Source organism: Mycobacterium sp. MOTT36Y (genome assembly GCF_000262165.1).
In the GTDB taxonomy this organism is placed as follows: Bacteria; Actinomycetota; Actinomycetes; order Mycobacteriales; family Mycobacteriaceae; genus Mycobacterium; species Mycobacterium intracellulare.
In genome coordinates, this window is the sequence record NC_017904.1 from 2,251,413 (window position 1) to 2,270,720 (window position 19,308).

22 protein-coding genes are annotated in these 19,308 nt (G+C 66.4%); 14 read left to right on the forward strand and 8 right to left on the reverse strand.

What is annotated here, in order from left to right; all coding sequences use genetic code 11:
* Positions 1–131 precede the first annotated feature (131 nt).
* The 5 genes from W7S_RS10415 to W7S_RS10435 all read left to right on the forward strand — a co-directional run bounded on the left by W7S_RS10415 (position 132) and on the right by W7S_RS10435 (position 7,649).
* Entirely contained in the window at positions 132–1,694 is a 1,563-nt protein-coding gene (locus W7S_RS10415) for an alpha/beta hydrolase (protein WP_085976440.1), read from the forward strand.
* A gap of 81 nt (positions 1,695–1,775) precedes the next feature.
* Positions 1,776–3,116 carry a type I glutamate--ammonia ligase gene (glnA, locus tag W7S_RS10420; RefSeq protein WP_008255967.1) on the forward strand — a complete coding sequence of 447 codons (1,341 nt, stop codon included), beginning with the start codon at positions 1,776–1,778 and terminating at the stop codon, positions 3,114–3,116.
* 50 nt (positions 3,117–3,166) lie between these two features.
* On the forward strand, positions 3,167–6,151 hold the full coding sequence (locus tag W7S_RS10425) for a bifunctional [glutamine synthetase] adenylyltransferase/[glutamine synthetase]-adenylyl-L-tyrosine phosphorylase (protein ID WP_008255969.1): 2,985 nt from the start codon (positions 3,167–3,169) through the stop codon (positions 6,149–6,151).
* Positions 6,148–6,792, forward strand: a complete 645-nt coding sequence (locus tag W7S_RS10430) for a PaaI family thioesterase (protein WP_008255971.1) — start codon at positions 6,148–6,150, stop codon at positions 6,790–6,792. The genes W7S_RS10425 and W7S_RS10430 overlap by 4 nt, the downstream gene beginning before the upstream one ends.
* Complete coding sequence (locus W7S_RS10435; RefSeq protein ID WP_008255973.1) at positions 6,789–7,649, forward strand: TIGR03619 family F420-dependent LLM class oxidoreductase; 861 nt, start codon at positions 6,789–6,791, stop codon at positions 7,647–7,649. The genes W7S_RS10430 and W7S_RS10435 overlap by 4 nt, the downstream gene beginning before the upstream one ends.
* 23 nt (positions 7,650–7,672) lie before the next feature.
* On the opposite strand, the gene W7S_RS10440 is transcribed toward W7S_RS10435, so the two are convergent.
* The gene (locus W7S_RS10440) at positions 7,673–8,116 is read right to left on the reverse strand and encodes a MarR family winged helix-turn-helix transcriptional regulator (RefSeq protein WP_008255975.1); all 444 of its coding nucleotides are present in this window, start codon (positions 8,114–8,116) and stop codon (positions 7,673–7,675) included.
* Positions 8,117–8,457: 341 nt separating this feature from the next.
* On the opposite strand from W7S_RS10440, the gene W7S_RS27800 reads away from it, so the two are divergent.
* From W7S_RS27800 to W7S_RS26070, 6 genes are all read left to right on the forward strand, one after another.
* Entirely contained in the window at positions 8,458–8,760 is a 303-nt protein-coding gene (locus tag W7S_RS27800) for an NAD(P)-dependent oxidoreductase (RefSeq protein WP_020822292.1), read from the forward strand.
* Complete coding sequence (locus W7S_RS27805) at positions 8,757–9,089, forward strand: NAD(P)H-binding protein (protein WP_020822293.1); 333 nt, start codon at positions 8,757–8,759, stop codon at positions 9,087–9,089. Before W7S_RS27800 ends, W7S_RS27805 begins: the two co-directional genes overlap by 4 nt.
* A gap of 336 nt (positions 9,090–9,425) precedes the next feature.
* Entirely contained in the window at positions 9,426–9,734 is a 309-nt protein-coding gene (locus W7S_RS10450; RefSeq protein WP_232525834.1) for a hypothetical protein, read from the forward strand.
* The gene (locus W7S_RS27135; protein ID WP_020822294.1) at positions 9,731–9,904 is read left to right on the forward strand and encodes a hypothetical protein; all 174 of its coding nucleotides are present in this window, start codon (positions 9,731–9,733) and stop codon (positions 9,902–9,904) included. The genes W7S_RS10450 and W7S_RS27135 overlap by 4 nt, the downstream gene beginning before the upstream one ends.
* Entirely contained in the window at positions 9,901–10,146 is a 246-nt protein-coding gene (locus tag W7S_RS10455) for a hypothetical protein (RefSeq protein WP_008255987.1), read from the forward strand. The genes W7S_RS27135 and W7S_RS10455 overlap by 4 nt, the downstream gene beginning before the upstream one ends.
* Positions 10,143–10,382, forward strand: coding sequence for a hypothetical protein (locus tag W7S_RS26070; RefSeq protein ID WP_008255989.1), 240 nt, complete (start codon positions 10,143–10,145; stop codon positions 10,380–10,382). The genes W7S_RS10455 and W7S_RS26070 overlap by 4 nt, the downstream gene beginning before the upstream one ends.
* 363 nt (positions 10,383–10,745) lie before the next feature.
* Here the strand turns inward: W7S_RS26070 and W7S_RS27140 are convergent, their stop codons facing one another.
* Both W7S_RS27140 and W7S_RS10460 read right to left on the reverse strand, forming a co-directional pair.
* Entirely contained in the window at positions 10,746–10,883 is a 138-nt protein-coding gene (locus tag W7S_RS27140; RefSeq protein WP_008255991.1) for a hypothetical protein, read from the reverse strand.
* An 85-nt stretch (positions 10,884–10,968) separates the two neighbouring features.
* The gene (locus tag W7S_RS10460; protein ID WP_008255993.1) at positions 10,969–11,559 is read right to left on the reverse strand and encodes a Fic family protein; all 591 of its coding nucleotides are present in this window, start codon (positions 11,557–11,559) and stop codon (positions 10,969–10,971) included.
* Between the two features lie 487 nt (positions 11,560–12,046).
* On the opposite strand from W7S_RS10460, the gene W7S_RS10465 reads away from it, so the two are divergent.
* The 3 genes from W7S_RS10465 to W7S_RS26840 are packed head-to-tail and all read left to right on the forward strand — an operon-like array spanning position 12,047 to position 13,247.
* Positions 12,047–12,445 carry a hypothetical protein gene (locus tag W7S_RS10465; RefSeq protein ID WP_232525835.1) on the forward strand — a complete coding sequence of 133 codons (399 nt, stop codon included), beginning with the start codon at positions 12,047–12,049 and terminating at the stop codon, positions 12,443–12,445.
* Positions 12,442–12,759, forward strand: coding sequence for a hypothetical protein (locus tag W7S_RS10470; RefSeq protein WP_008255997.1), 318 nt, complete (start codon positions 12,442–12,444; stop codon positions 12,757–12,759). The genes W7S_RS10465 and W7S_RS10470 overlap by 4 nt, the downstream gene beginning before the upstream one ends.
* Entirely contained in the window at positions 12,756–13,247 is a 492-nt protein-coding gene (locus W7S_RS26840) for a hypothetical protein (protein WP_136244400.1), read from the forward strand. The genes W7S_RS10470 and W7S_RS26840 overlap by 4 nt, the downstream gene beginning before the upstream one ends.
* Before the next feature lie 397 nt (positions 13,248–13,644).
* On the opposite strand, the gene W7S_RS10475 is transcribed toward W7S_RS26840, so the two are convergent.
* The 5 genes from W7S_RS10475 to W7S_RS10490 form a co-directional block, all read right to left on the reverse strand.
* Positions 13,645–13,998, reverse strand: a complete 354-nt coding sequence (locus W7S_RS10475) for a hypothetical protein (RefSeq protein ID WP_008255998.1) — start codon at positions 13,996–13,998, stop codon at positions 13,645–13,647.
* A complete protein-coding gene (locus tag W7S_RS10480) occupies positions 13,991–14,338 on the reverse strand; it encodes a hypothetical protein (RefSeq protein ID WP_008256000.1) in 348 nt (115 codons plus the stop codon). The genes W7S_RS10475 and W7S_RS10480 overlap by 8 nt, the downstream gene beginning before the upstream one ends.
* A gap of 433 nt (positions 14,339–14,771) precedes the next feature.
* On the reverse strand, positions 14,772–15,632 hold the full coding sequence (locus tag W7S_RS10485; protein ID WP_232525836.1) for a hypothetical protein: 861 nt from the start codon (positions 15,630–15,632) through the stop codon (positions 14,772–14,774).
* Positions 15,633–15,742: 110 nt separating this feature from the next.
* Positions 15,743–15,904, reverse strand: coding sequence for a hypothetical protein (locus tag W7S_RS27145; RefSeq protein ID WP_157884937.1), 162 nt, complete (start codon positions 15,902–15,904; stop codon positions 15,743–15,745).
* A 511-nt stretch (positions 15,905–16,415) separates the two neighbouring features.
* Complete coding sequence (locus W7S_RS10490; protein ID WP_008256004.1) at positions 16,416–19,190, reverse strand: transglycosylase family protein; 2,775 nt, start codon at positions 19,188–19,190, stop codon at positions 16,416–16,418.
* Between the last annotated feature and the right edge of the window lie 118 nt (positions 19,191–19,308).

A 19,308-nucleotide genomic window follows, 5' to 3' on the forward strand; every position in this document is an offset into this window, starting at 1 on the left:
ACGTGCACTCCCGGCGGGATTTTCGTCGATTCGTCGCCGTGCGTGCACGCTCGGTGGCGACGCGAGCCGGTTGAGAGCCGAGACCAAGGCGTAATCGTTTCGCGCTGCCACGGGTACCCGCGGCTGCAACGATGACTGCCATGTCGCGCCTGAGATCGTTGAGCTCGGCGCTGCTTTCGTTCGGTCTGGTGCTCGGTGGTTCCGCCGCGCTGCCGGTGGCCGGCGCCACGCCCGAGCCCGGTGCCGGGCAGACCCCGGCGCCGAACCCGCCGGCGGCCGCGGTGCCGCAGGGCTGGGGGAGCTGCGACCAATTCGTCTCGGACACAAGCGATATCCCCGCCGCGCGATGCACCACGGTGTCGGTCCCGATCGACTACAACAACCCCGGGGGCGCCCAGGCCAAACTGGCGGTCATCCGCGTGCCCGCGACCGGACAACGGATGGGGTCGTTGCTGGTCAATCCCGGCGGGCCCGGCGGCTCGGCGGTCGACATGGTGGCCGCGATGGCGCCGGACCTGGAGAACTCGCCCGTGCGGCGCAACTTCGACCTGGTCGGCTTCGACCCGCGCGGGGTGGGCCACTCCACTCCGTCGCTGCGCTGCCGCACCGACGCCGAGTTCGACGCGTACCGGCGCGAACCGATGGTCGACTACAGCCCGGCCGGTGTCGCGCACATCGAGCAGCTTTACCGGCAGCTGGCCCAGCAATGCGTCAACCGGATGGGCAGCGCGTTTCTGGCCAACGCCGGCACCGCGTCCGTCGCGCGTGACATGGACGCGGTGCGCCAGGCGCTGGGCGACGAACAGATCAACTACCTGGGATACAGCTACGGCACCGAGCTGGGCACCGCCTACCTGGAGAAGTTCGGCAACCACGTGCGGGCGATGGTGCTCGACGGCGCCATCGACCCGACCGTCGGCCCCATCGACGAGAACGTCAACCAAATGGCCGGATTCCAAACGGCTTTCAACGACTACGCCACCGACTGTGCCCGCTCGCCGGGCTGCCCGCTGGGCACCGACCCGTCCCAATTCGTCGCCCGCTACCACGCCCTGGTCGACCCGCTGGCCACCAAGCCCGCCCGCACCGCGGACCCACGCGGGCTGAGCTACGGCGACGCGACCACCGGCACCATCAACGCGCTCTACACCCCGACGCACTGGAAATACCTGACCAGCGGCCTGCTCGGCCTGGCGCGCGGCACCGACGCCGGCGACCTGCTGCTGCTCGCCGACGACTATCAGGGACGCGGCCGCGACGGGCACTACTCCAACGACCAGGACGCGTTCAACGCGATCCGCTGCGTCGATGCCCCGAACCCGACGGACCAGGCCAGCTGGGTGACCGCGGATCAGCGGATCCGCCAGGCCGCTCCCTTCCTCAGCTACGGGCCGTTCACCGGAAACGCTCCCCGCGATTTGTGCGCGCTCTGGCCGGTGCCGCCGACGTCGGCGCCGCACGCCGCGCCGGCCATGGCGCCGGGCAAGGTCGTCGTCGTCTCCACCACGCACGACCCGGCGACCCCGTATCAGGCCGGGGTGAACCTGGCGCGCCAGCTGGGTGGCCCGCTGATCACCTACGACGGCACGCAGCACACCGCGGTGTTCAACGGCGACCAATGCGTGGACAACGCCGTGGTGCGCTACCTGGTCGCGGGCACGCCGCCGCCGGCCGCCTACACCTGCCGGTCCTGACCAGCCTGTCGCGGCCATCGCAACGGTTCTGAGCGGGCATCGGTAACACAGAATTAACAGCCGTTGCATACTGTTCGAGTTATGGATCGTCAGAAGGAATTCGTGCTGCGCACGCTCGAGGAACGAGACATCCGCTTCGTTCGGCTGTGGTTCACCGATGTGCTCGGCTTCCTCAAGTCGGTCGCCATCGCCCCGGCCGAACTCGAGGGCGCCTTCGAGGAGGGCATCGGCTTCGACGGATCCTCGATCGAGGGCTTCTCGCGGGTCTCGGAGTCCGACACCGTGGCCAACCCCGACCCGTCCACCTTCCAGGTGCTGCCGTGGGCGTCGCCCAACGGTCACCACCACTCGGCGCGGATGTTCTGCGACATCACGATGCCGGACGGCTCGCCGTCCTGGGCGGACCCGCGGCACGTGCTGCGCCGCCAGCTGCAGAAGGCCAACGACCTGGGATTTTCCTGCTACGTGCATCCCGAGATCGAATTCTTCCTGCTCAAGGCCGGCGCCGACGACGGGACGCCGCCGGTCCCGGTCGACAACGCCGGCTACTTCGATCAGGCGATCCACGACTCCGCCTCGAACTTCCGCCGCCACGCGATCGAGGCGCTGGAGTTCATGGGCATCTCGGTGGAATTCAGCCACCACGAGGGCGCGCCCGGACAGCAGGAGATCGACCTGCGCTTCGCCGACGCGCTGTCGATGGCCGACAACGTGATGACGTTCCGCTACGTCATCAAGGAGGTGGCGATCGAGAACGGCGCCCGCGCGTCCTTCATGCCCAAGCCGTTCGGGCAGCACCCCGGCTCCGCGATGCACACCCACATGAGCCTGTTCGAGGGCGACGTCAACGCGTTCCACAGCCCCGACGACCCGCTGCAACTGTCCGATGTGGGCAAGTCCTTCATCGCCGGGGTCCTCGAGCACGCCTCGGAGATCAGCGCCGTCACCAACCAATGGGTCAACTCCTACAAGCGACTGGTGGGTGGCGGCGAGGCGCCGACCGCCGCGTCCTGGGGCGCGGCCAACCGCTCCGCGCTGGTGCGGGTGCCCATGTACACCCCGCACAAGACGTCGTCGCGGCGCGTCGAGGTCCGCAGCCCCGACTCGGCCTGCAACCCGTACCTGACGTTCGCCGTGCTGCTGGCCGCCGGGCTGCGCGGGGTGGAGAAGGGCTACGTGCTGGGGCCGCAGGCCGAGGACAACGTGTGGGACCTGACGCCCGCCGAGCGCCAGGCGATGGGATACCGCGAGCTGCCCACCAGCCTGGACAGCGCGCTGCGTGCCATGGAGTCCTCCGAGCTGGTCGCGGAAACCTTGGGGGAGCACGTCTTTGACTTCTTCCTGCGCAACAAGCGCACCGAGTGGGCGAACTACCGCAGCCACGTCACCCCGTACGAACTGAGCACCTACCTGTCGCTGTAGCGGTTTCATGCGCCGCCCGCGCCTGAAGATCGGCGGGTTGCGATACCGTCGTGGTCGTGACCAAACCCGCGACGCAGCGACCCCGGCTGCCCAGCGTGGGCCGGCTCGGGTTGGTCGATCCGCAAGCGGCCGAACGCATAGCGCAACTGGGCTGGCACGACCACGACGACCAGGCCCACGTCGACCTGCTGTGGTCGCTGTCGCGCGCCGCGGACCCCGACGCCGCCCTGCTCGCCCTGGTGCGGCTGGCCGAGAACCCGGACGCCGGGTGGGACGAGCTCAACGCCGCCCTGCTCACCGAGCGCCCCCTGCGCGGGCGCCTGTTCGGTGTGCTCGGCGCGTCGCTGGCCCTCGGGGATCACCTGATCGCCCAGCCGCAGTCCTGGAAACTCTTGCGCGGCAACGTCACCCTGTCCACCCACGACCAGCTGCGCACGAAGTTCACCGAGTGCGTCGAGGAGGCGCTGGCCGACCCCGGTTCGGCGATGGTGCGCCTGCGCACCCTGTATCGCGATCAGCTGCTGGTGCTGGCCGCGCTGGACCTGGCCGCCACCGTCGAGGACGAACCGGTGGTGCCGTTCACCGTGGTGGCCGCCCACCTGTCGGACCTGGCCGACGCCGCGCTGGCCGCCGCGTTGCGGGTGGCCGAGAGCACCGTGTGCGGCGACAAGACGCCGCCGCGGCTGGCGGTCATCGCGATGGGCAAATGCGGTGCCCGCGAACTGAACTACGTCAGCGACGTCGACGTCATCTTCGTCGCCGAGCACGCCGACACCCTCACCACCCGGGTGGCCAGCGAGATGATGCGGCTGGCCTCCGAGGCGTTCTTTCAGGTCGACGCCGGGTTGCGGCCGGAGGGCCGCAGCGGCGAGCTGGTCCGCACCGTCGAGTCGCACATCGCCTACTACCAGCGGTGGGCGAAAACCTGGGAGTTCCAGGCGCTGCTGAAGGCGCGCGCGGCGGTGGGCGACGCGGAGCTCGGACAGCGCTACCTGGACGCGCTGATGCCGATGGTCTGGGTCGCCTGCGAGCGTGAGGACTTCGTGGTCGAGGTGCAGGCGATGCGGCGGCGCGTCGAGCAGCTGGTGCCCGCCGAGGTCCGCGGCCGCGAGATCAAGCTCGGCAGCGGCGGGCTGCGCGACGTCGAATTCGCCGTGCAGCTCCTGCAGTTGGTGCACGGGCGCAGCGACGAGTCGCTGCACGTGGCGTCGACGGTGGACGCGCTGACCGCGCTCGGCCAGGGCGGCTACATCGGGCGCGAGGACGCCGCGAACCTCACCGCCTCCTACGAGTTCCTCCGCCTGCTCGAGCACCGGCTGCAGCTGCAGCGGCTCAAGCGGACCCACCTGCTGCCCGAGCCCGACGACGAGGAGGCGGTGCGCTGGCTGGCGCGGGCCGCCCACGTCCGGCCCGACGGTCGCCACGACGCGGCCGGGGTGCTGCGCGAGGAGCTGCGGCACCAGAACCTGCGGGTGTCACAGCTGCACGCCAAGCTCTTCTACCAACCGCTGCTGGAATCGATCGGCCCGGCCGGGCTGGAGATCGCGCACGGCATGACGTCCGAGGCCGCCGAGCGTCAGCTGGCCGCCCTGGGCTACGAGGGCCCGCAGTCCGCTCTGAAGCACATGTCGGCGCTGGTCAACCTCAGCGGCCGGCGCGGGCGGGTGCAGTCGGTGCTGCTGCCCAGGCTGCTGAACTGGATGTCGTACACGCCCGACCCCGACGGCGGGCTACTGGCCTACCGGCGGCTGTCCGAGGCGCTGTCCGGGGAAAGCTGGTATCTGGCCACCCTGCGCGACAAGCCCGCCGTCGCCCGCCGGCTCATGCACGTGCTGGGGACCTCGGCGTACGTGCCGGACCTGTTGATGCGCGCGCCCCGGGTCATCCAGGACTACGGCGACGGGCCGAGCGGCCCGCACCTGCTGGAGACCGAGCCCGCCGCGGTGGCCCGCGCGCTGGTGGCCTCGGCCGCCCGCTATTCCGACCCGGTGCGGGCGATCGCCGGGGCGCGCACCCTGCGCCGCCGCGAGCTGGCCCGGGTGGCGTCGGCCGACCTGCTCGGCATGCTCGAGGTCGTCGACGTGTGCAAGGCGCTGACCTCGGTGTGGGTGGCCGTGCTGCAGGCCGCGCTGGACGCGATGATCCGGACGAACCTTCCCGCGGACGGTAAGGCGCCGGCGGCCATCGCCGTCATCGGCATGGGCCGGCTGGGCGGCGCCGAACTGGGCTACGGCTCGGACGCCGACGTGATGTTCGTGTGCGAACCGGCTTCTGGCGTCGAGGATTCCGTCGCCGTGCGCTGGGCGACGACGGTCGCCGAGCAGGTCCGGACGCTGCTGGGAACGCCCAGCGTCGACCCACCGCTGGAGGTCGACGCCAACCTGCGGCCCGAGGGCCGCAACGGTCCGCTGGTGCGCACCCTGGCCTCCTACGCCGCCTACTACGGGCAGTGGGCGCAGCCGTGGGAGGTTCAGGCGCTGCTGCGCGCGCACGCGGTCGCCGGCGACGCGGAGCTGGGGCAGCGGTTCCTGCTGATGGCCGACAAGACGCGCTATCCACCCGACGGGATGTCGTCGGAGGCGATGCGCGAGATCCGCCGCATCAAGGCCCGCGTCGACGCCGAGCGGCTGCCGCGCGGCGCCGACCCGAACACGCATACCAAGCTGGGCCGCGGGGGACTGGCCGACATCGAATGGACCGTGCAGCTGCTGCAGCTGCGGCACGCCCACGAGATCCCCGCGCTGCACACCACGTCGACGCTGGCGTGCCTGGACGCGATCGCCGAGGCCGACCTGGTGCCCGCCGACGAGGTGGAGCTGCTGCGGCAGGCCTGGCTGACGGCCACCCGGGCCCGCAACGCGCTGGTGCTGGTCCGGGGTAAGCCCACCGACCAGCTGCCGGGCCACGGACGCCAGCTGAACGCGGTCGCCGTGGCCGCGGGCTGGCCGACCGACGAGGGCGGCGAATTCTTGGACAACTATTTACGGGTGACGCGACGCGCAAAGGCCGTCGTGCGCAAGGTGTTTGGAAGTTGAGTCAGGAGGCCGGCGCGTTGGACGCCATATTCGAGGTGCTCAGCGCGACGGAAGCCGATCGCGTGACCGCGCTGTATGCACCGTTGGCCGATGCGGTCCGCGAGCTCGTCGACGCGACCATCCGCACCGAGGCCGACGACGACGTCGTCGCCGAGGCCCGGCGCGCGATCGAGGCCGTCACCGCATCGCTGCGGGAACGCACCCGCCCGATCGGGGTGAGCTACCGCGTCGACGGCCGCCCGCTGCCGTTGGGCAACGCCGCGATTGGCGTGTGCAACCCCATCGCCCCGCCGATCGTCGTGCACCACGAGGGCGACGGGCGCTGCTGGAGCGAGTTCGTTCTCGGCTCGGCCTACGAGGGCCCGCCCAAGCTGGTGCACGGGGGCGTCAGCGCCCTGGTGCTCGACCACATGCTCGGCGAGGCGGCCAGCGAGGGCCTGTCCAAGGCGCGGTTCACCGGGACCATCACCGTGAAGTATCTGCGCGGCACGCCGCTGGGCCCGCTTCGTTGTGAGGCGTGGGTCGACGGCAAGGAGGGCCGCAAAGTCTTTGCGCGCGGCACCATTTCGGATTCCAATGGCGTCACCGTCGAGGCCGACGGCGTCTTCATCGAGCCGGCGTGGGCGGCGGAGGAGCAGTGAAGTTCTACATCAGCAGCGCCTTTTTGAACACCCGCGAAATCATCGAGCTGGCCAAGGCCGCCGACGAACTCGGCTACGACGGGATCGGCATTCCCGACCACGTCGTCAACCTCGAGACGCTGGACACGCCGTACCCGTACACCAAGGATGGGGAACGGCGCTGGCAGCCGTTCACCGACTGGCCCGACCCGTGGGTGCTCGTCGGCGCGCTCGCCCAGGTCACCACGCGGTTGCGCTTCGTCAACACCGTCTACATTCCCGCGATGCGCAACCCGTATTCGGCGGCGAAAGCCATTGGTACCGCGGCGGTTTTGGCGTCGGGCCGGGTGGAGCTGGGCATCGGCGTGGGCTGGTGCCGCGAGGAATTCGCGTTGATGGGTGAGCGATTCGAGGCCCGTGGCAAACGCACCGACGAAATGATCGGGCTGATGCGGGCGCTGTGGTCGCCGGGCTGGACGGAGTTCGAGGGTGAGTTCTATACCGCGCCGCGCCTCGAGATGCAGCCCACCCCGCCGCCGATCCCGGTGTACGTCGGGGGACTCAGCGAGATCGCGCTGCGCCGTGCCGCCCGCAACGACGGCTGGATCGGGGATCTGATCAACACCCAGCGGGCGCTCGATGCCATCGGCCGGCTGCGGGAGATGCGGGCCGAAAACGGTTTGTCCATGGACGATTTCACTGTGTTGACCCCGCTGACCGACGCGTTCACCACCGCCGATTATCGGCGCGCGGAGGCCGGCGGCATCACCGGCATCATCACGATGCCGTGGATGTTCTACGCCGGGCCCGACGCCAGCCTCGACGACAAGATCGACGGCATGCAGCGCTTCCGGAAGGACCTGTCACTCGACGGGTAGGAGACACCTGCTTTGCGGCGGGTTTACCGTGCGTAGGGGTCGGTGATCTCGCGGAGCTGATCCAAGATCTGCTGCAGCAGTGTGAAGTTGCGGGTACCCAGGTAGGCCTTCCACTCCGAGTGGATCTCGTCGAGAGTTGCCGTGGCTACCGCGACCGCGCGCCGGCCACGTTGCTCGATGACGATCAATCGGGCGCGGCCATCCGCGGGGTCGGGGACCCGGCGGACATAGCCCAAGCGTTCGAGTTGATCGACCAGGACGCCCGCGCTCTGCTTGCTCATTTGCGCCTGTTCGGCGAGGTCTGTGAGGCGCGAACCGTCCGGGGCGATGCGCTGGAACACGCGGCACTGGGCAAGGGTCCAGTCGTCGAATCCGGCATCCTGGAGCGCCCGGAAAATCCGGTCTTCGGTGTACCGGTACGGGATGAACAACGACACCCCTAGATCAATCCGCTGCTCGTCGTTCATGCTGCCCTCGGCTCCATCGCCCACGTGGTCCAACGAAATTCACACCCTACGTCCACCGCTACTGCGCTCGGCGGCCCTGCATCACCTGGGTGACTTGCTACATGCCGCTGTTGCGGGCATGGCCTCCGACCATCAGATTAGTAAATATCATTGACTACCATAGACGTCGGCTTGGTCCTAATCTGTTATGGAATCTTGACATTAGCCGAGAGCATGGACGATAGTAGTCAACGTTCCTGACGAGTTACCCGGCGATGGAGGGGTGGCTACCGCGAGGCGGGCCCCGCTCACCATCACGCCCTTTCATCCGTTTCATCCGTTCTAGAGAAAGCGAAAATTTTGTGAAGTTTCTTGTCCTTGGAGCAACCGGCCGCACCGGCCGTCTCTTCGTCACGAAGGCCCTCGACCAGGGTCACCAGGTCACCGCCCTCGTTCGGCGGGCCGACGCCACCGTTGACCCGCGCGCCCACGTCGTCGGCGGCGACGTCACCGACGCCGCCGTCATCGCAACAGCAGCCCGAGGGCACGACGCGGTCATCAGCGCACTCGGAGTCAAAAACGTCCGCCAAACCCCGACGCTGATCACGGACACTGTCCGCGCCGTCATCGCGTCCGCCAAACATCGGGTGTTGACCGGTTTGTGATCGTGTCCGCATTCGGAGTCGGCGACTCCCTGGCCAAGGCATCGTTTCTCGCCGGCCTGATATTTCGCACGGCGCTGCGCAAGAAGTACGAAGACAAAGCTGCGTCCGAAGTGCTCTTGAAAGCCAGCGGCCTGAAATGGACCCTCGAATACCCCGGGGCATTGAACGACGGGGTCGGCGGCCGTTACACCGCGAGGGCGCTCGATGACGTCACGACGTTGCCGATGCTCCCCTCAACCTCTCGCGGAAACGTCGCCGACTTTCTCCTCCACTCCGCCTTAGAGGACACGTTCATCCGTCAGGTCGTCGTCGTCACCGACGCCAAATAGGTCGCCGCAGCGGGCGCTGCCCACGGGGCAGGTTTCGGCGGCGGAACTCGCCGCGGATGCAGTCGCGGCGGCCGAAAACGAAACCACCCGCGCGGCAACAGAACCGCGCGGGTGGTTTCGTCAAGCCGACTCAGACGTCCTTAAACGTCGTAGTACAGCGCGAATTACGTCCTGAGCGTTCGCAACCGTTAGCTGTGTTTACAGCGTAGGGAAATCGCAGGTCACAGCGTTGCCAATGTTGGCAAGCGTGAACTGTTTTGAAAACTACTGCGGACGAACTGCGGACGGAACCGCCTACGCATCCCCGAACTAACCCCGAACATGGAGGGAATCATCGTGCCCAACAACACAACCCCAACCGAGGCCCACACCGCGCTCACCCACGCCTTGCAGCATCTGCGTCACGCGCTGCGGCTCATCACCAACACCGACCGGCTCATCGTCGCCGGTGATCCCGAAAGCCTGGCAACGCAACGCTGCGCTGTCCTGTACGCCGACCTCGCAGCCGCGGCCCGCTCCTGCGCCAGCCTGATCGACCACCTCGACGGCTTCCCGCTCTACCCGCTGCTTGACGACCACCGTGAGGCGATCGCAGCAGCCATGTCGAAGCACCCGGCGGGAAATGCGCTGGGCGGTGCCTTGTGAGTAACCGGAGCTGGCTGGAACGTATCGCCGCGGCCGCCGCGGTGACCTTGGCCGTGGCCTATGTCGGCGCCGCCGAGGTTGGGGTAGTCGCCGGTCTTCTCGCGGGCGTGTTCACCGCCGTGCTGTGGGGCGCAATCCTTCTCGGCCAATACCTGGGCGGGAAGCGATGACCGACAACCACGCATCGGACACCGCTGTCGGGGCCGCGGCTAACCCGACCGACATGCTGCCCACCCAAGCGCAGGACACCCCAGCGTTGGCCTGGGCCGACGACAACCCCGACCAGGAGGACCACCCGGTACCAGCGTCATGGGGCGCGGTGTTCAACTACGCCGCGTTCCTGATCATCTGCGGACTCATCGCCGCAGCCATCACCGCCGGCTTCGTCTGGTTCGGGGACGGTGCCCGGTGAGGGCCGCGCTGACCGCCGTCGCGGTCGCAGTGGCGGTGTGGCTGGGATGCCCAGCCGCGCACGCCGACCCGGCACCACCGCCGCCCACCCCAACACCGCCGGGGTATGTGCAATGCAACGGGCAGCTGATCCCCGCGGATCCGCGCCTCGATGTACAGAACCCGGTCGGCGCCGCCATGTACCGATTTTTCTTGCAGCAGATGTGCGCGGCACCACCACCGGCGCCACCCGGATAGCCCATCACGGCACAGCGCCCCGTCGACATCGGCGGGGCGCTTCCCCTTTCCGGGCTCCCGCAACGATTTTCGCCACGTTTGCCCGATAAGCGCCCCCAGACCGGGCGCGGCGTGCCAACATCGGGCGCAACGACCCCAACCCCATTGCGTCACGGAGAACCAGATGACCCCAGCAGTCCAACTCGCAGTCATTGCGGCTCATCGCCTGCGCGGTGTGCGCGACACTGCTGCTCGTCGTCGCCCCGCCAGCAGATCCCCCAGTTGCGGGAACGCGCGGACGGCTGGCGCGACATCGCAATCCAGCTCGCCGCCCAACTAAACGGCGGGTGCTAACCTCCCGGGGCGGCACCGGGTCGCGAACGGCTACCGGAATCCGGCGGAGTTCATTGCTCGCCGGGCGCTTTCCCGGTCGTCTTCGAGGCTTTTCACGCGGCGGTCCAGAGCCTCGAGCTGACGTTTAAGTTCCTCGATTCGCTGCTCGAGTACGTGCGGTTCGGTCATCGCCAGCTCCCTTTCATCACGGGGGCCATTGTCCTTGGCAGATAACGCTAACGCCAGCCGACCGAGTTGGATTCGCGAAAATCGTTCACTCGAAACGGTTATCGAGCCAGAACTGCTTCATCGGTTCAACAACCCCGTGGAGGTCGAACGCGACGAGAGCCTCCTTATACGCGGCGCTTTGGGGTGTACCCAATTCCACCCAAGAGCGGATCACTGGCAGATCAAAGCGGCGCACCAACTCAAGCGCCAACAAACGCACCGCACGGCCGTTGAAGTCGGCAAATGGGTGGATGTTCAACACCTTTGCTTCGGCGAACGCCAATGCCTCTACCTGCAAGTCCGGGTCGTCCCCGGCGTAATGCACCCGCGCGCCAAGACCATCGAAGAACTCGCGCATCAGGCGGTCGATGTGCCAGTGGTCAGGCGGAATGTGGTTGCCCACCGACACCGGCTTGTCACGCCATACCCCGGCGATACCGGGGACGATATCGGCAAGGAACGCGGCGTGAAAATCGCGGATCAGATCAACGCTCAACATCCGATCGCCGTAGTGACCAGCTTGGATGTCGTCCGCTAACGCGCTGAGCCGGTCTGCTATTAGGTCGCTGATTTCGGAGTAGCTCTTGACGCCATCGGGTGTCTCAAACCTCGGCTCCGTCGAATCGACTTCAGACATCGATCCTCAGTCGTGCGGCTACCGTGCAAGGCGCGCGCGCTGAGCTGCGCGCGCGCGCTGCTCCCAAGCCGCGCTGACAGGCTCACGCTCCATGCGCATCGATCCCACAACCTCGTCGACGACAGTCGCGCGGCGGCGCCACGTCTTCTCCTCGGCAGGTAGAGCGCGCCAAGCAGCGACGTGGGTACGAAACTCTGCCCTGGTCATCTGCGGCCTCCTCCTACCGATCGTCTTCGATGTCATTAAGGGTAAACGAAAAATAGCAGCTCTCCCATCCCCGCGGGCGCCGAAAAGGTCACAAATCGCCCCACTAGCTGCTGTGACACAGGGCGAGTATCGGGGGTGGTCATAGGCAAGATTCTGCCCCCGAAGCGGCCGCCGCTCACTACGTCTGAACCGGTGAACCACAATGACCGGCCGCCCAGCCTCCCAACGCGCCACCCGTGCCTCGAGGTCGGCTATGCGCCGCCATCGGTACATTTCACTCATGCCGTTGCACTCCGATGCCCTGGTAATCAGGGCTGGAAAGGTGCGAGACGTCGAGACGCTGACGGAAAAGGTAAATGAGGCGATCGAGGACGGCGACGGTGCGGTGATCTCGGTTTTCTGCGACGTCAGGCGCACAGACGCTACTGACGGCATGACCCTCAACGAACTATGCGCTGAGAGCGAAGTTGTACACTCAAAAGTGCAGGTCACGACAGTTGGCCGGTTGCGGGACCAAGGCTTTGAGCCAATACTGGATGTATCGAATGGGCAGAGATTCACACACCACCACGTCGTGTTGGCGGAGCCGGTGCAAGGATCCACGCTACAAACGTTCATTAACTGCTTCGGCGAGCCGGTAGCCAACCCGGCCGGCGGCAAGAGGGAGAGGTCGAATTGAAGCGCGTAAAGGTCGACTTCAGCACTACGGTAAAAGACGGCTTGATCAGGGCGAATCAAGCGCGGGCAAACGCTCCCCTGCACGAAGGCGATGAGGTTGTAGCGTTCGACCCCGCCGAAGAAATGGAGTTTGTCGGTGTCGTGGATCATCTATCCACCGACGGCCGGTTCGCTTTCTTATGCATGCAATGGGAGGACAGCCCGCCACCGCCGCCCGAGTTGACGCCAACCTTCGCCTATGTGACCCAGACGAAAACGGTCGGCGTGCCTATCGTGCTCCCGGTCGCCGAGTCGGTTCCCTGCCTGACTGCATGAGCGAAGCATCCGAGTCCGCACACGTGCGGATACTCCTTGCCGACTACGCGATCGTCGACCCACTCGGCAAGATCACGATCGTGGGCGGCGGCATATCGATCCTAGGATTCAACCCGGCTTCAGGAACGACAGCTCCTTTCAGCGTCGTTGCGATCGCGTCTTTCGATCCAAAATGTATCGGCGATAGCCCCGCAGTCGAGCTAATGCTCGAAAACGACGAAGGTCAGCTTGTGCACTTACCAGGCCAGCCCGGCCCCCTGCGAGTCGGCACATCAGAGAAGCTAAATCCGCTCGCACTTCCGGGCGCCAATATCCCGAACGATGCTGTCCGGCCTAAAGCTCAGATACTCATGCAGTTTCAAAACGGGCTGCCGCTGCCTCCGGGGAACGGCTTCAGGTGGCGCGTGAGAGTGGACCATGAGTCACGCCCTGAGTGGGCCGAGCCCCTATACGTTCCCACGGCTAGCGCCGGGCCTGTCATCTTCTAGCAGGTCCGAAAACCTGATCCAGCGCCGGTGCGCTGGTGTTCTGCCTGATAGCCACCCACTTGCACAATCCGCGGCCTCCCGGCCTCCAACGCCGCGACCCGCTCCTCGAGGGCGGCCACGCGCCGCTGCGTCGACCACCGCCACCAGCGCTTCATTCGGCCCACCGCGGTCGACGCCGGCGCGGCTCACCAGGAACCGCATACGTGCGGCAACGGCCGCGGCCGGCGTGACAACCAGCCAGCACCGCGTTGCTGCCCCGGACATGTTCGCCATGCTGGTGCCGCTGCCCGCAGTACGGGCACAGCACCACGATCGTGTCGCGGCTCTCAGCGACGATCTCCGCGACACCTTCAACCCACTCGCCTGGGGTGTTTCCGCAGGTCAACGTACTCATTTCTCAAACCTTCCCTACGGGCCGCACCGAATCATCGGGGCGGACCTCAAACTCGTCAGAAACGCGGCCCTCGCCGCTGAACGTGGGCCGTAGCTGCGCCGGCAGCGGCAGCGAATTGCCGCCGAACATCCACGCCGGCGCGGTGAGCGGGCGCCCAGCGGCAAAAAGCTCCATCTCGGCGAATTCAGAGCCCGCTACTGCCGCCTGTTTCTGCTGGTAGAAGCCTTTTTGGTCGGAAAGTAGGAGCCTTGGGTCAACCTCGGTCTGGTGCTGCGCCTCCCGCCGAACCAGCACGGCGTAGGCGCCCTCGATGACGACCGCCCCGGCGCTGCCCGGTGCTTCGAGCAGCTCAGGCATGCTTTCCCCACCTGGCGTTCGCGGCCTCGCGGGCTTTCATGGTGCGCAGCGATTCCGGCTGCTTCGGGGCCGCTACCTCGACCTTCGCCAGAAGCTGAACCACCAGCCGGTCTAGTTGCCGGATCTCGGTGGATAGTTTCACCTGGACTTTCGCCTCCGAGGCGCCATCAAAAGCTCTGGTCAGAGCGGTGCGGCGGTCGATTGTGTCCGCGAGGATCTCGAGGGTGTGTTGCTCGGCTGCGGTCCATGTCAGCGACACCCCCTGCCGCTCGGCCGCCTTGGCGAGCTTCGCGTCGAGCGCGTTGAGGAGTTCCTGCGCCTCCTGGCAGTGGGTGGTCATCGTTTGCTGTCCTTTGCTGACGTTAGCCGGTTATTTGCTGTTCCTTATTGACACGCGCCCGCTATTGACAGCCGAAAACAAAACGCGATGCGTGCGTTCAGATGCGTTCTTGCGCCCGGCCGGTGAATCTTTTCGGGTGGTCGGGGGCTCCCCTGCACCCCTTCTGACCTGCCGAAACACTGAGCTCAGTTGAGGACGTCTCTCGTCATTGGAGCAGCGTCGATGCGCTCCACTATTAGACACGGCTCGGCTGTTGATCTTGATCGGCCCGATAATGTTTGCTGGCGCAGCCATAGCTAGCCCGCTCTGCCCGATAGCCGCTGCCCGAGCTGACGCTTAGTTGGCCAATGTGGACTGCCGCGCCCATCCCGCCGATGACTCACCACCGGCGGGATACGAAGCTCGGGCAGCGGCGGCTTATCGTCCCCGGCTGTCACAACTCCGCCTCGTAACGGCGCAGTTCCGCCTCTGGGTCATAGCGCTGGTCGTAGGCGATCGCGGGGATCCGTTGCGGCCGCAGCCCATCCGGCGACGGCCCCGACCGCACAATCATGTCGTTGAGGCGTCGCCAGTCGGCGTCGCTGACCGTCTGGGCCTGCTGCGCTGCCACGAGGATCTTCTGCGCCGCACCGAGGGCGGGAACCTTCTCGGCGAACAAACCATCCAGGTAATCATGAACGTGCCCTTTGGCTCGCAGCCACGGCTGCAGCTCCTCAACCAGAACGGACAGCTGCTCACCGTCGGCGGACTCGATTGCCTCCCGCACAACGTTGATCATGTCGCCCGGATCGGTCGAATCCAGCAGCCGCTCTGTGCGCCCCCAATATCTGAGGTTCCGACTCTCGGTTGCTGCGTCACCCGGTTTCGTCAACGCGGCACGTTGAGCGTCGACCACCCGTTGTGCCTCTTCAACTTTCACGTGTACGGCTTCGTGCTGCAGCTCAGCGTCACGGTACGCCTGCGTTGATGTGAACGCATTGACGTGTTCCCGGATCTGTTCGTGCGTGTACCGCGGATCATGCACGGCCGGTTCGGTCGCGGCGAGGTAGTCAGCGAAAGCATCGAAGGCGTGTTGCTTGGATGCCCAGGCGCGTTGCGCGGCTGTTGCGCCGGCCCGGTGCGCAAGTGCTTGCGCTGCTGGTGGTTTCAGGGAGAATTCGGGCTGGTTCGGGAGATCCTTTGGGCTCATCGCTCCGGGGTTGGTGTGTTCGGGGAGCGGCGCTGACCAGTGGGCGGTTCCGTGCTGGGTGACGGCGCGGTCAGCTTCGAGCATATGGTAATAGTCCGTAGTCATGGTACGACCTCTCTTGATTGTGAAGGGTGTTGCAGGGTATTCAGTTCTGGTCGATCTTCTGGATTATTTAGTTGTGTGCCTTGGATCAATACCCCAGTGGCGCAGGCGATTCAGGGGTTGAGTGGAATTGCAGATCCAAATGTTGCACCCGTTGCGGAGAATGAAACGGAAGATGCGCCATTGCCTGCCGCGTCGCCAATCAGCAGACCCAGAGTGGTGTCGACACCATTGCCCGTGGCCGTCCAGCGCTGCGTTTGGTTGTAGCCGCTCATGCTTCCCCAGCCCACACGGCCCCTGGAAGTTCCTCGCCAGGCGGGACCGACACCGCCGCGCCGTTATTTGTATCGTCGCCCTTAGCGACACAGAGAGGCCCTACCGCGCTGACGCCGGACCAGAACGACGCATGCCAAGAGTTGGCGCAGACACTGGCGCGCGCGGGGGCTGTGTCCCAGGCGGATCGAAGCGACCCCTGACCGTCCCTCCTAGTTGGCATCGGCCCAGCGAACACCGAAAGACTGAATCCCCGACTCTCATACCTGAAGCCGCCCAGAAAGTCGAAATAGTGACCCGTCAGCGTCTCTGTGCTGGGTGGCGGCCCAGAAGCGGGATCATAGGCCGGATTCCACCCGGTTCCGACGGTGACAATGCAGAAAATATCATCTGGTAGCGACCTCTTTTCGGGCCAATCCCAAACATCGGGGGACCACGACCATCGACGTTTCGGCCACTCAGCCTGGCCATCATCGAAACAGATCGCCCCGTACGCGCCGTGGTGTTTCAGTGTCATGGCCGGCCCCCGTACCGCATCATTTGCAGCCGTTGCCGGCTGTCGATTTCTCGGCGCATGGCTTCGACGTCGGAGACCGTGACGTTATCGATGCGAACGCTGTAGTCCGGCGAGTAGCCGCCGCCGGCCATCTCGGGGTCAAGTTCGGGCATTCCCCGGCTGGCTATCGCGTGTAGGTCATCGAATTGAGTCGGTGACAAGATCGGCTCAGGTCGACTCGTCATGTTCGCCGCCAGTCCGCCGGGCATCAACCAGCCACCGGTGTCGAAGACGTTGAGCAGCCCGCCGAGGTCGGTTGGCTGTATCGGCTGCGTATTCGGCGGGATCGCCTGCGGCTGCGGTTGCGGTGTAGCCATAGGGCCGGAATGCGGCACCGGAGGCGTAACCGGTTGCGTCGGTGCGAGACTCGGCGCTGCGGGGCTGTTGGGCTGCGGGCCGGACAGCCCCGGCGTCCCGACGGGCGCGGGCGTGAAGTTCCCGGTGCCCGGTTGCGCGATTGGCGCCGGCGAGCCCACCACCTGCTGGCCCGGAAGCTGCCCAGGCTGCACAGGTCCGGCCGGATTTATCCCGGCCTGCTGCGCGCCTTGGGGATTGTCCTGCGTCTGTTGGGCCTTCTCGCCAGTCGTGACCGCCGCCGACATGTTCGGCAACTTCGGCACGAACTGGGAAGGATCGGTCTGGAAGAATCTTGGAACCCCAAATGGCATCAATATCTCGGTCAAAGCGTCGCCGCCGATGCCCGCGAGCTGAAAACCGTACTGCACACCGCGTTTCGCGGCCTGCGTGCCGATACCGATCAAGAATGACGAAGCGGAACCGGCAGCCTGCCCGCCAGCGCCGAATGATCCGGCAGTTGCCGCCGCTGAGATGGCGGTGGCCGCCGCCGATGCCGCCTGGTCGATCAGGCCGTTGACAGCTTGGGCGCCCATCTGCATAGCACCCGACCACAACGACGTTCCGGCCGTGCCGCCACCGCCCGCGCCAGCCGGGATATATCCCTGCGTGCGAAGGTCTTTCCCGCCCGGGTTGGTCACCGCAGCCAGCGGGTCGCTATCAGGCTGCTGCCCCGTGAGGGATGTGAGGGCCGCTGCGCCGTTCGGTCCCGGCGACATACCGGACGACAGCGGGGTATCGCTCGGGCCGGCGCCTATACCTGGCATTCCCTGCAGGGCGTTCTTTGCCTGATCCTGCGTTAGAATGACTTCGGGCTGACCGCTGGCGTTATTCGTCAACGTCATCCCCGGGGGCAGTACACCGCCATCGTCGTACCCCGTTGGCAGGATTCCCTGCAACAGCGCGGCGGCGTTCTCCCGCCCCGGCAGGCCGGCACCCCAGTCGCTGCCGGACGGGTTGGACTGCAAGATCCTCGCCGCGATCTGGCCCTGCTGCTGCGGCGTCGCCGCCAACGGGTTCGGGGCGAACTCCGTTCCGCCGTGCGCCGCCCACGTAGCCGGGGTGATCTGAAAAAGGCCTTGGGCTGCGTTCGGGGAGCCGGGACCACCGTTAGCGTCGGTGATCTGCTGGCCGATATTCCGGCCACTCGACTCGCGGCCGATCAGATGCGCCCACGCCGGATTCGGCGACGTCCATGCCCCAGCGGCGGTCTGCACCAACGGAACACCAGGACCCGTCACGTTGCCGCTCGGTGCGGCCGGGGCGCCGCTCGGCGTTAGCGGCGGCAGCAGCGTCTGCGGGACAAAGGGTTTCGGCCCCTGCACCGGAGCCTTGGGCGGCGCGCTACCCGGCAAACCATGGCCGGGCGTGTCCGGGCTGGAATCGAACGGGTTGAACGCTGACCAGCCTTTGCCGTTCAGCGCGGCCTCGCCGCGGTTGAGGAACCAATACGGGGTTAGAGGGATCCCGTCCTGTGGTGCCACGCGCTGCCCGTTGAAGAACTTCTTGTTCACGTCCGCTGAAAGCTGTTGGCCCATCGTCACCGCGGAGAGGAAAGCCGCCACCGGGCCGGCAGCAGCCGATGCAGCAGCCGCGATGCCACCAATCTTTCCGATAGCCCCGTCCGCGTTCCCGGTGAACGTTTTCAACGCATCCGCGCTGCCGCCGATCGCCCCTTTTAGGACGCTGAAATTCTGCTGCGCGGTCCCGGCCCGGGTTGCGATGTCCCCAATGACGTTCGCGGCGTCACCCTGACCGATCGCACCCAAAGCGGTTGCCATACCGCCTAACACGCCGGCAGCATCTTTGTCTTTGATGCCCGTGATCGACCGCATGATGCCGTCAAAAGCGTCGGCGGCGTGATCTCCGTCGATTCCGAGCTGGCGCGCCCAGTCCCCGATCGGACTGTTCCCGATCGCGTCGCCGATAGCCCGGCCGGCTTTCGCAGCCGCCTTCCCGAACTCGGCCTCTAAGGTAGTGCCGGCATCCTTGGCGCCCTGGCGGGCCGCTTCGAGGATTGACCCGCCGATGTCGCGGATGATGCTGTCGCGGGCCGGTTTCGTGTCCGGCGGCGGGATAGCGACTTTCGTGTTCTTGCTGGCCTTCTCGATCTCTTTGCCCAGCGCGTCGCCGGCCTTCTTGCCGGCGTCCTTCCCGGACTTTTCCGCAGCCGAGCCGATCTCTTTGTTGATCGCTTTGCCTGCGTTTTTGGCGCCTTGAGTGAGGCCATCCTCGATCGCCTTGCCGGCTTGCTTGCCAACCTTGTCGGCGGTCTTACCCACGCCGGTAATCTCAGCGGTAATGTCCCGCATAGCATTTCCGGCCTGCTTGACCGTTAACTCAATGAACCCGCTTGCCAGCTTGATGCCGTCGCTCATCGGACACCCCTACGCGGATTCGGCTGGCCGCCAACGCGTTTTTTTGGGCATTCCCTGCCATGTACCCGACAGCCCGCGCGCGCGGCGGCGCGGCGCGGTTGGGGTGCGGACGTCGGGG

Excerpts from the sequence above, each read along its gene's own strand:
- glnA (WP_008255967.1), top strand. The coding sequence starts at position 1,776 with ATGGATCGTCAGAAGGAATTCGTGCTGCGCACGCTCGAGGAACGAGAC.
- W7S_RS10465 (WP_232525835.1), top strand. The coding sequence starts at position 12,047 with ATGCCGTTGCACTCCGATGCCCTGGTAATCAGGGCTGGAAAGGTGCGA.
- W7S_RS10480 (WP_008256000.1), bottom strand. The coding sequence starts at position 14,338 with ATGACCACCCACTGCCAGGAGGCGCAGGAACTCCTCAACGCGCTCGAC.
- W7S_RS10475 (WP_008255998.1), bottom strand. The coding sequence starts at position 13,998 with ATGCCTGAGCTGCTCGAAGCACCGGGCAGCGCCGGGGCGGTCGTCATC.
- W7S_RS27140 (WP_008255991.1), bottom strand. The coding sequence starts at position 10,883 with ATGACCGAACCGCACGTACTCGAGCAGCGAATCGAGGAACTTAAACGT.
- W7S_RS10455 (WP_008255987.1), top strand. The coding sequence starts at position 9,901 with ATGACCGACAACCACGCATCGGACACCGCTGTCGGGGCCGCGGCTAAC.
- W7S_RS10490 (WP_008256004.1), bottom strand. The coding sequence starts at position 19,190 with ATGAGCGACGGCATCAAGCTGGCAAGCGGGTTCATTGAGTTAACGGTC.
- W7S_RS27145 (WP_157884937.1), bottom strand. The coding sequence starts at position 15,904 with ATGAGCGGCTACAACCAAACGCAGCGCTGGACGGCCACGGGCAATGGT.
- W7S_RS10415 (WP_085976440.1), top strand. The coding sequence starts at position 132 with ATGACTGCCATGTCGCGCCTGAGATCGTTGAGCTCGGCGCTGCTTTCG.
- W7S_RS26840 (WP_136244400.1), top strand. The coding sequence starts at position 12,756 with ATGAGCGAAGCATCCGAGTCCGCACACGTGCGGATACTCCTTGCCGAC.
- W7S_RS10485 (WP_232525836.1), bottom strand. The coding sequence starts at position 15,632 with ATGACTACGGACTATTACCATATGCTCGAAGCTGACCGCGCCGTCACC.
- W7S_RS10440 (WP_008255975.1), bottom strand. The coding sequence starts at position 8,116 with ATGAACGACGAGCAGCGGATTGATCTAGGGGTGTCGTTGTTCATCCCG.
- W7S_RS10460 (WP_008255993.1), bottom strand. The coding sequence starts at position 11,559 with ATGTCTGAAGTCGATTCGACGGAGCCGAGGTTTGAGACACCCGATGGC.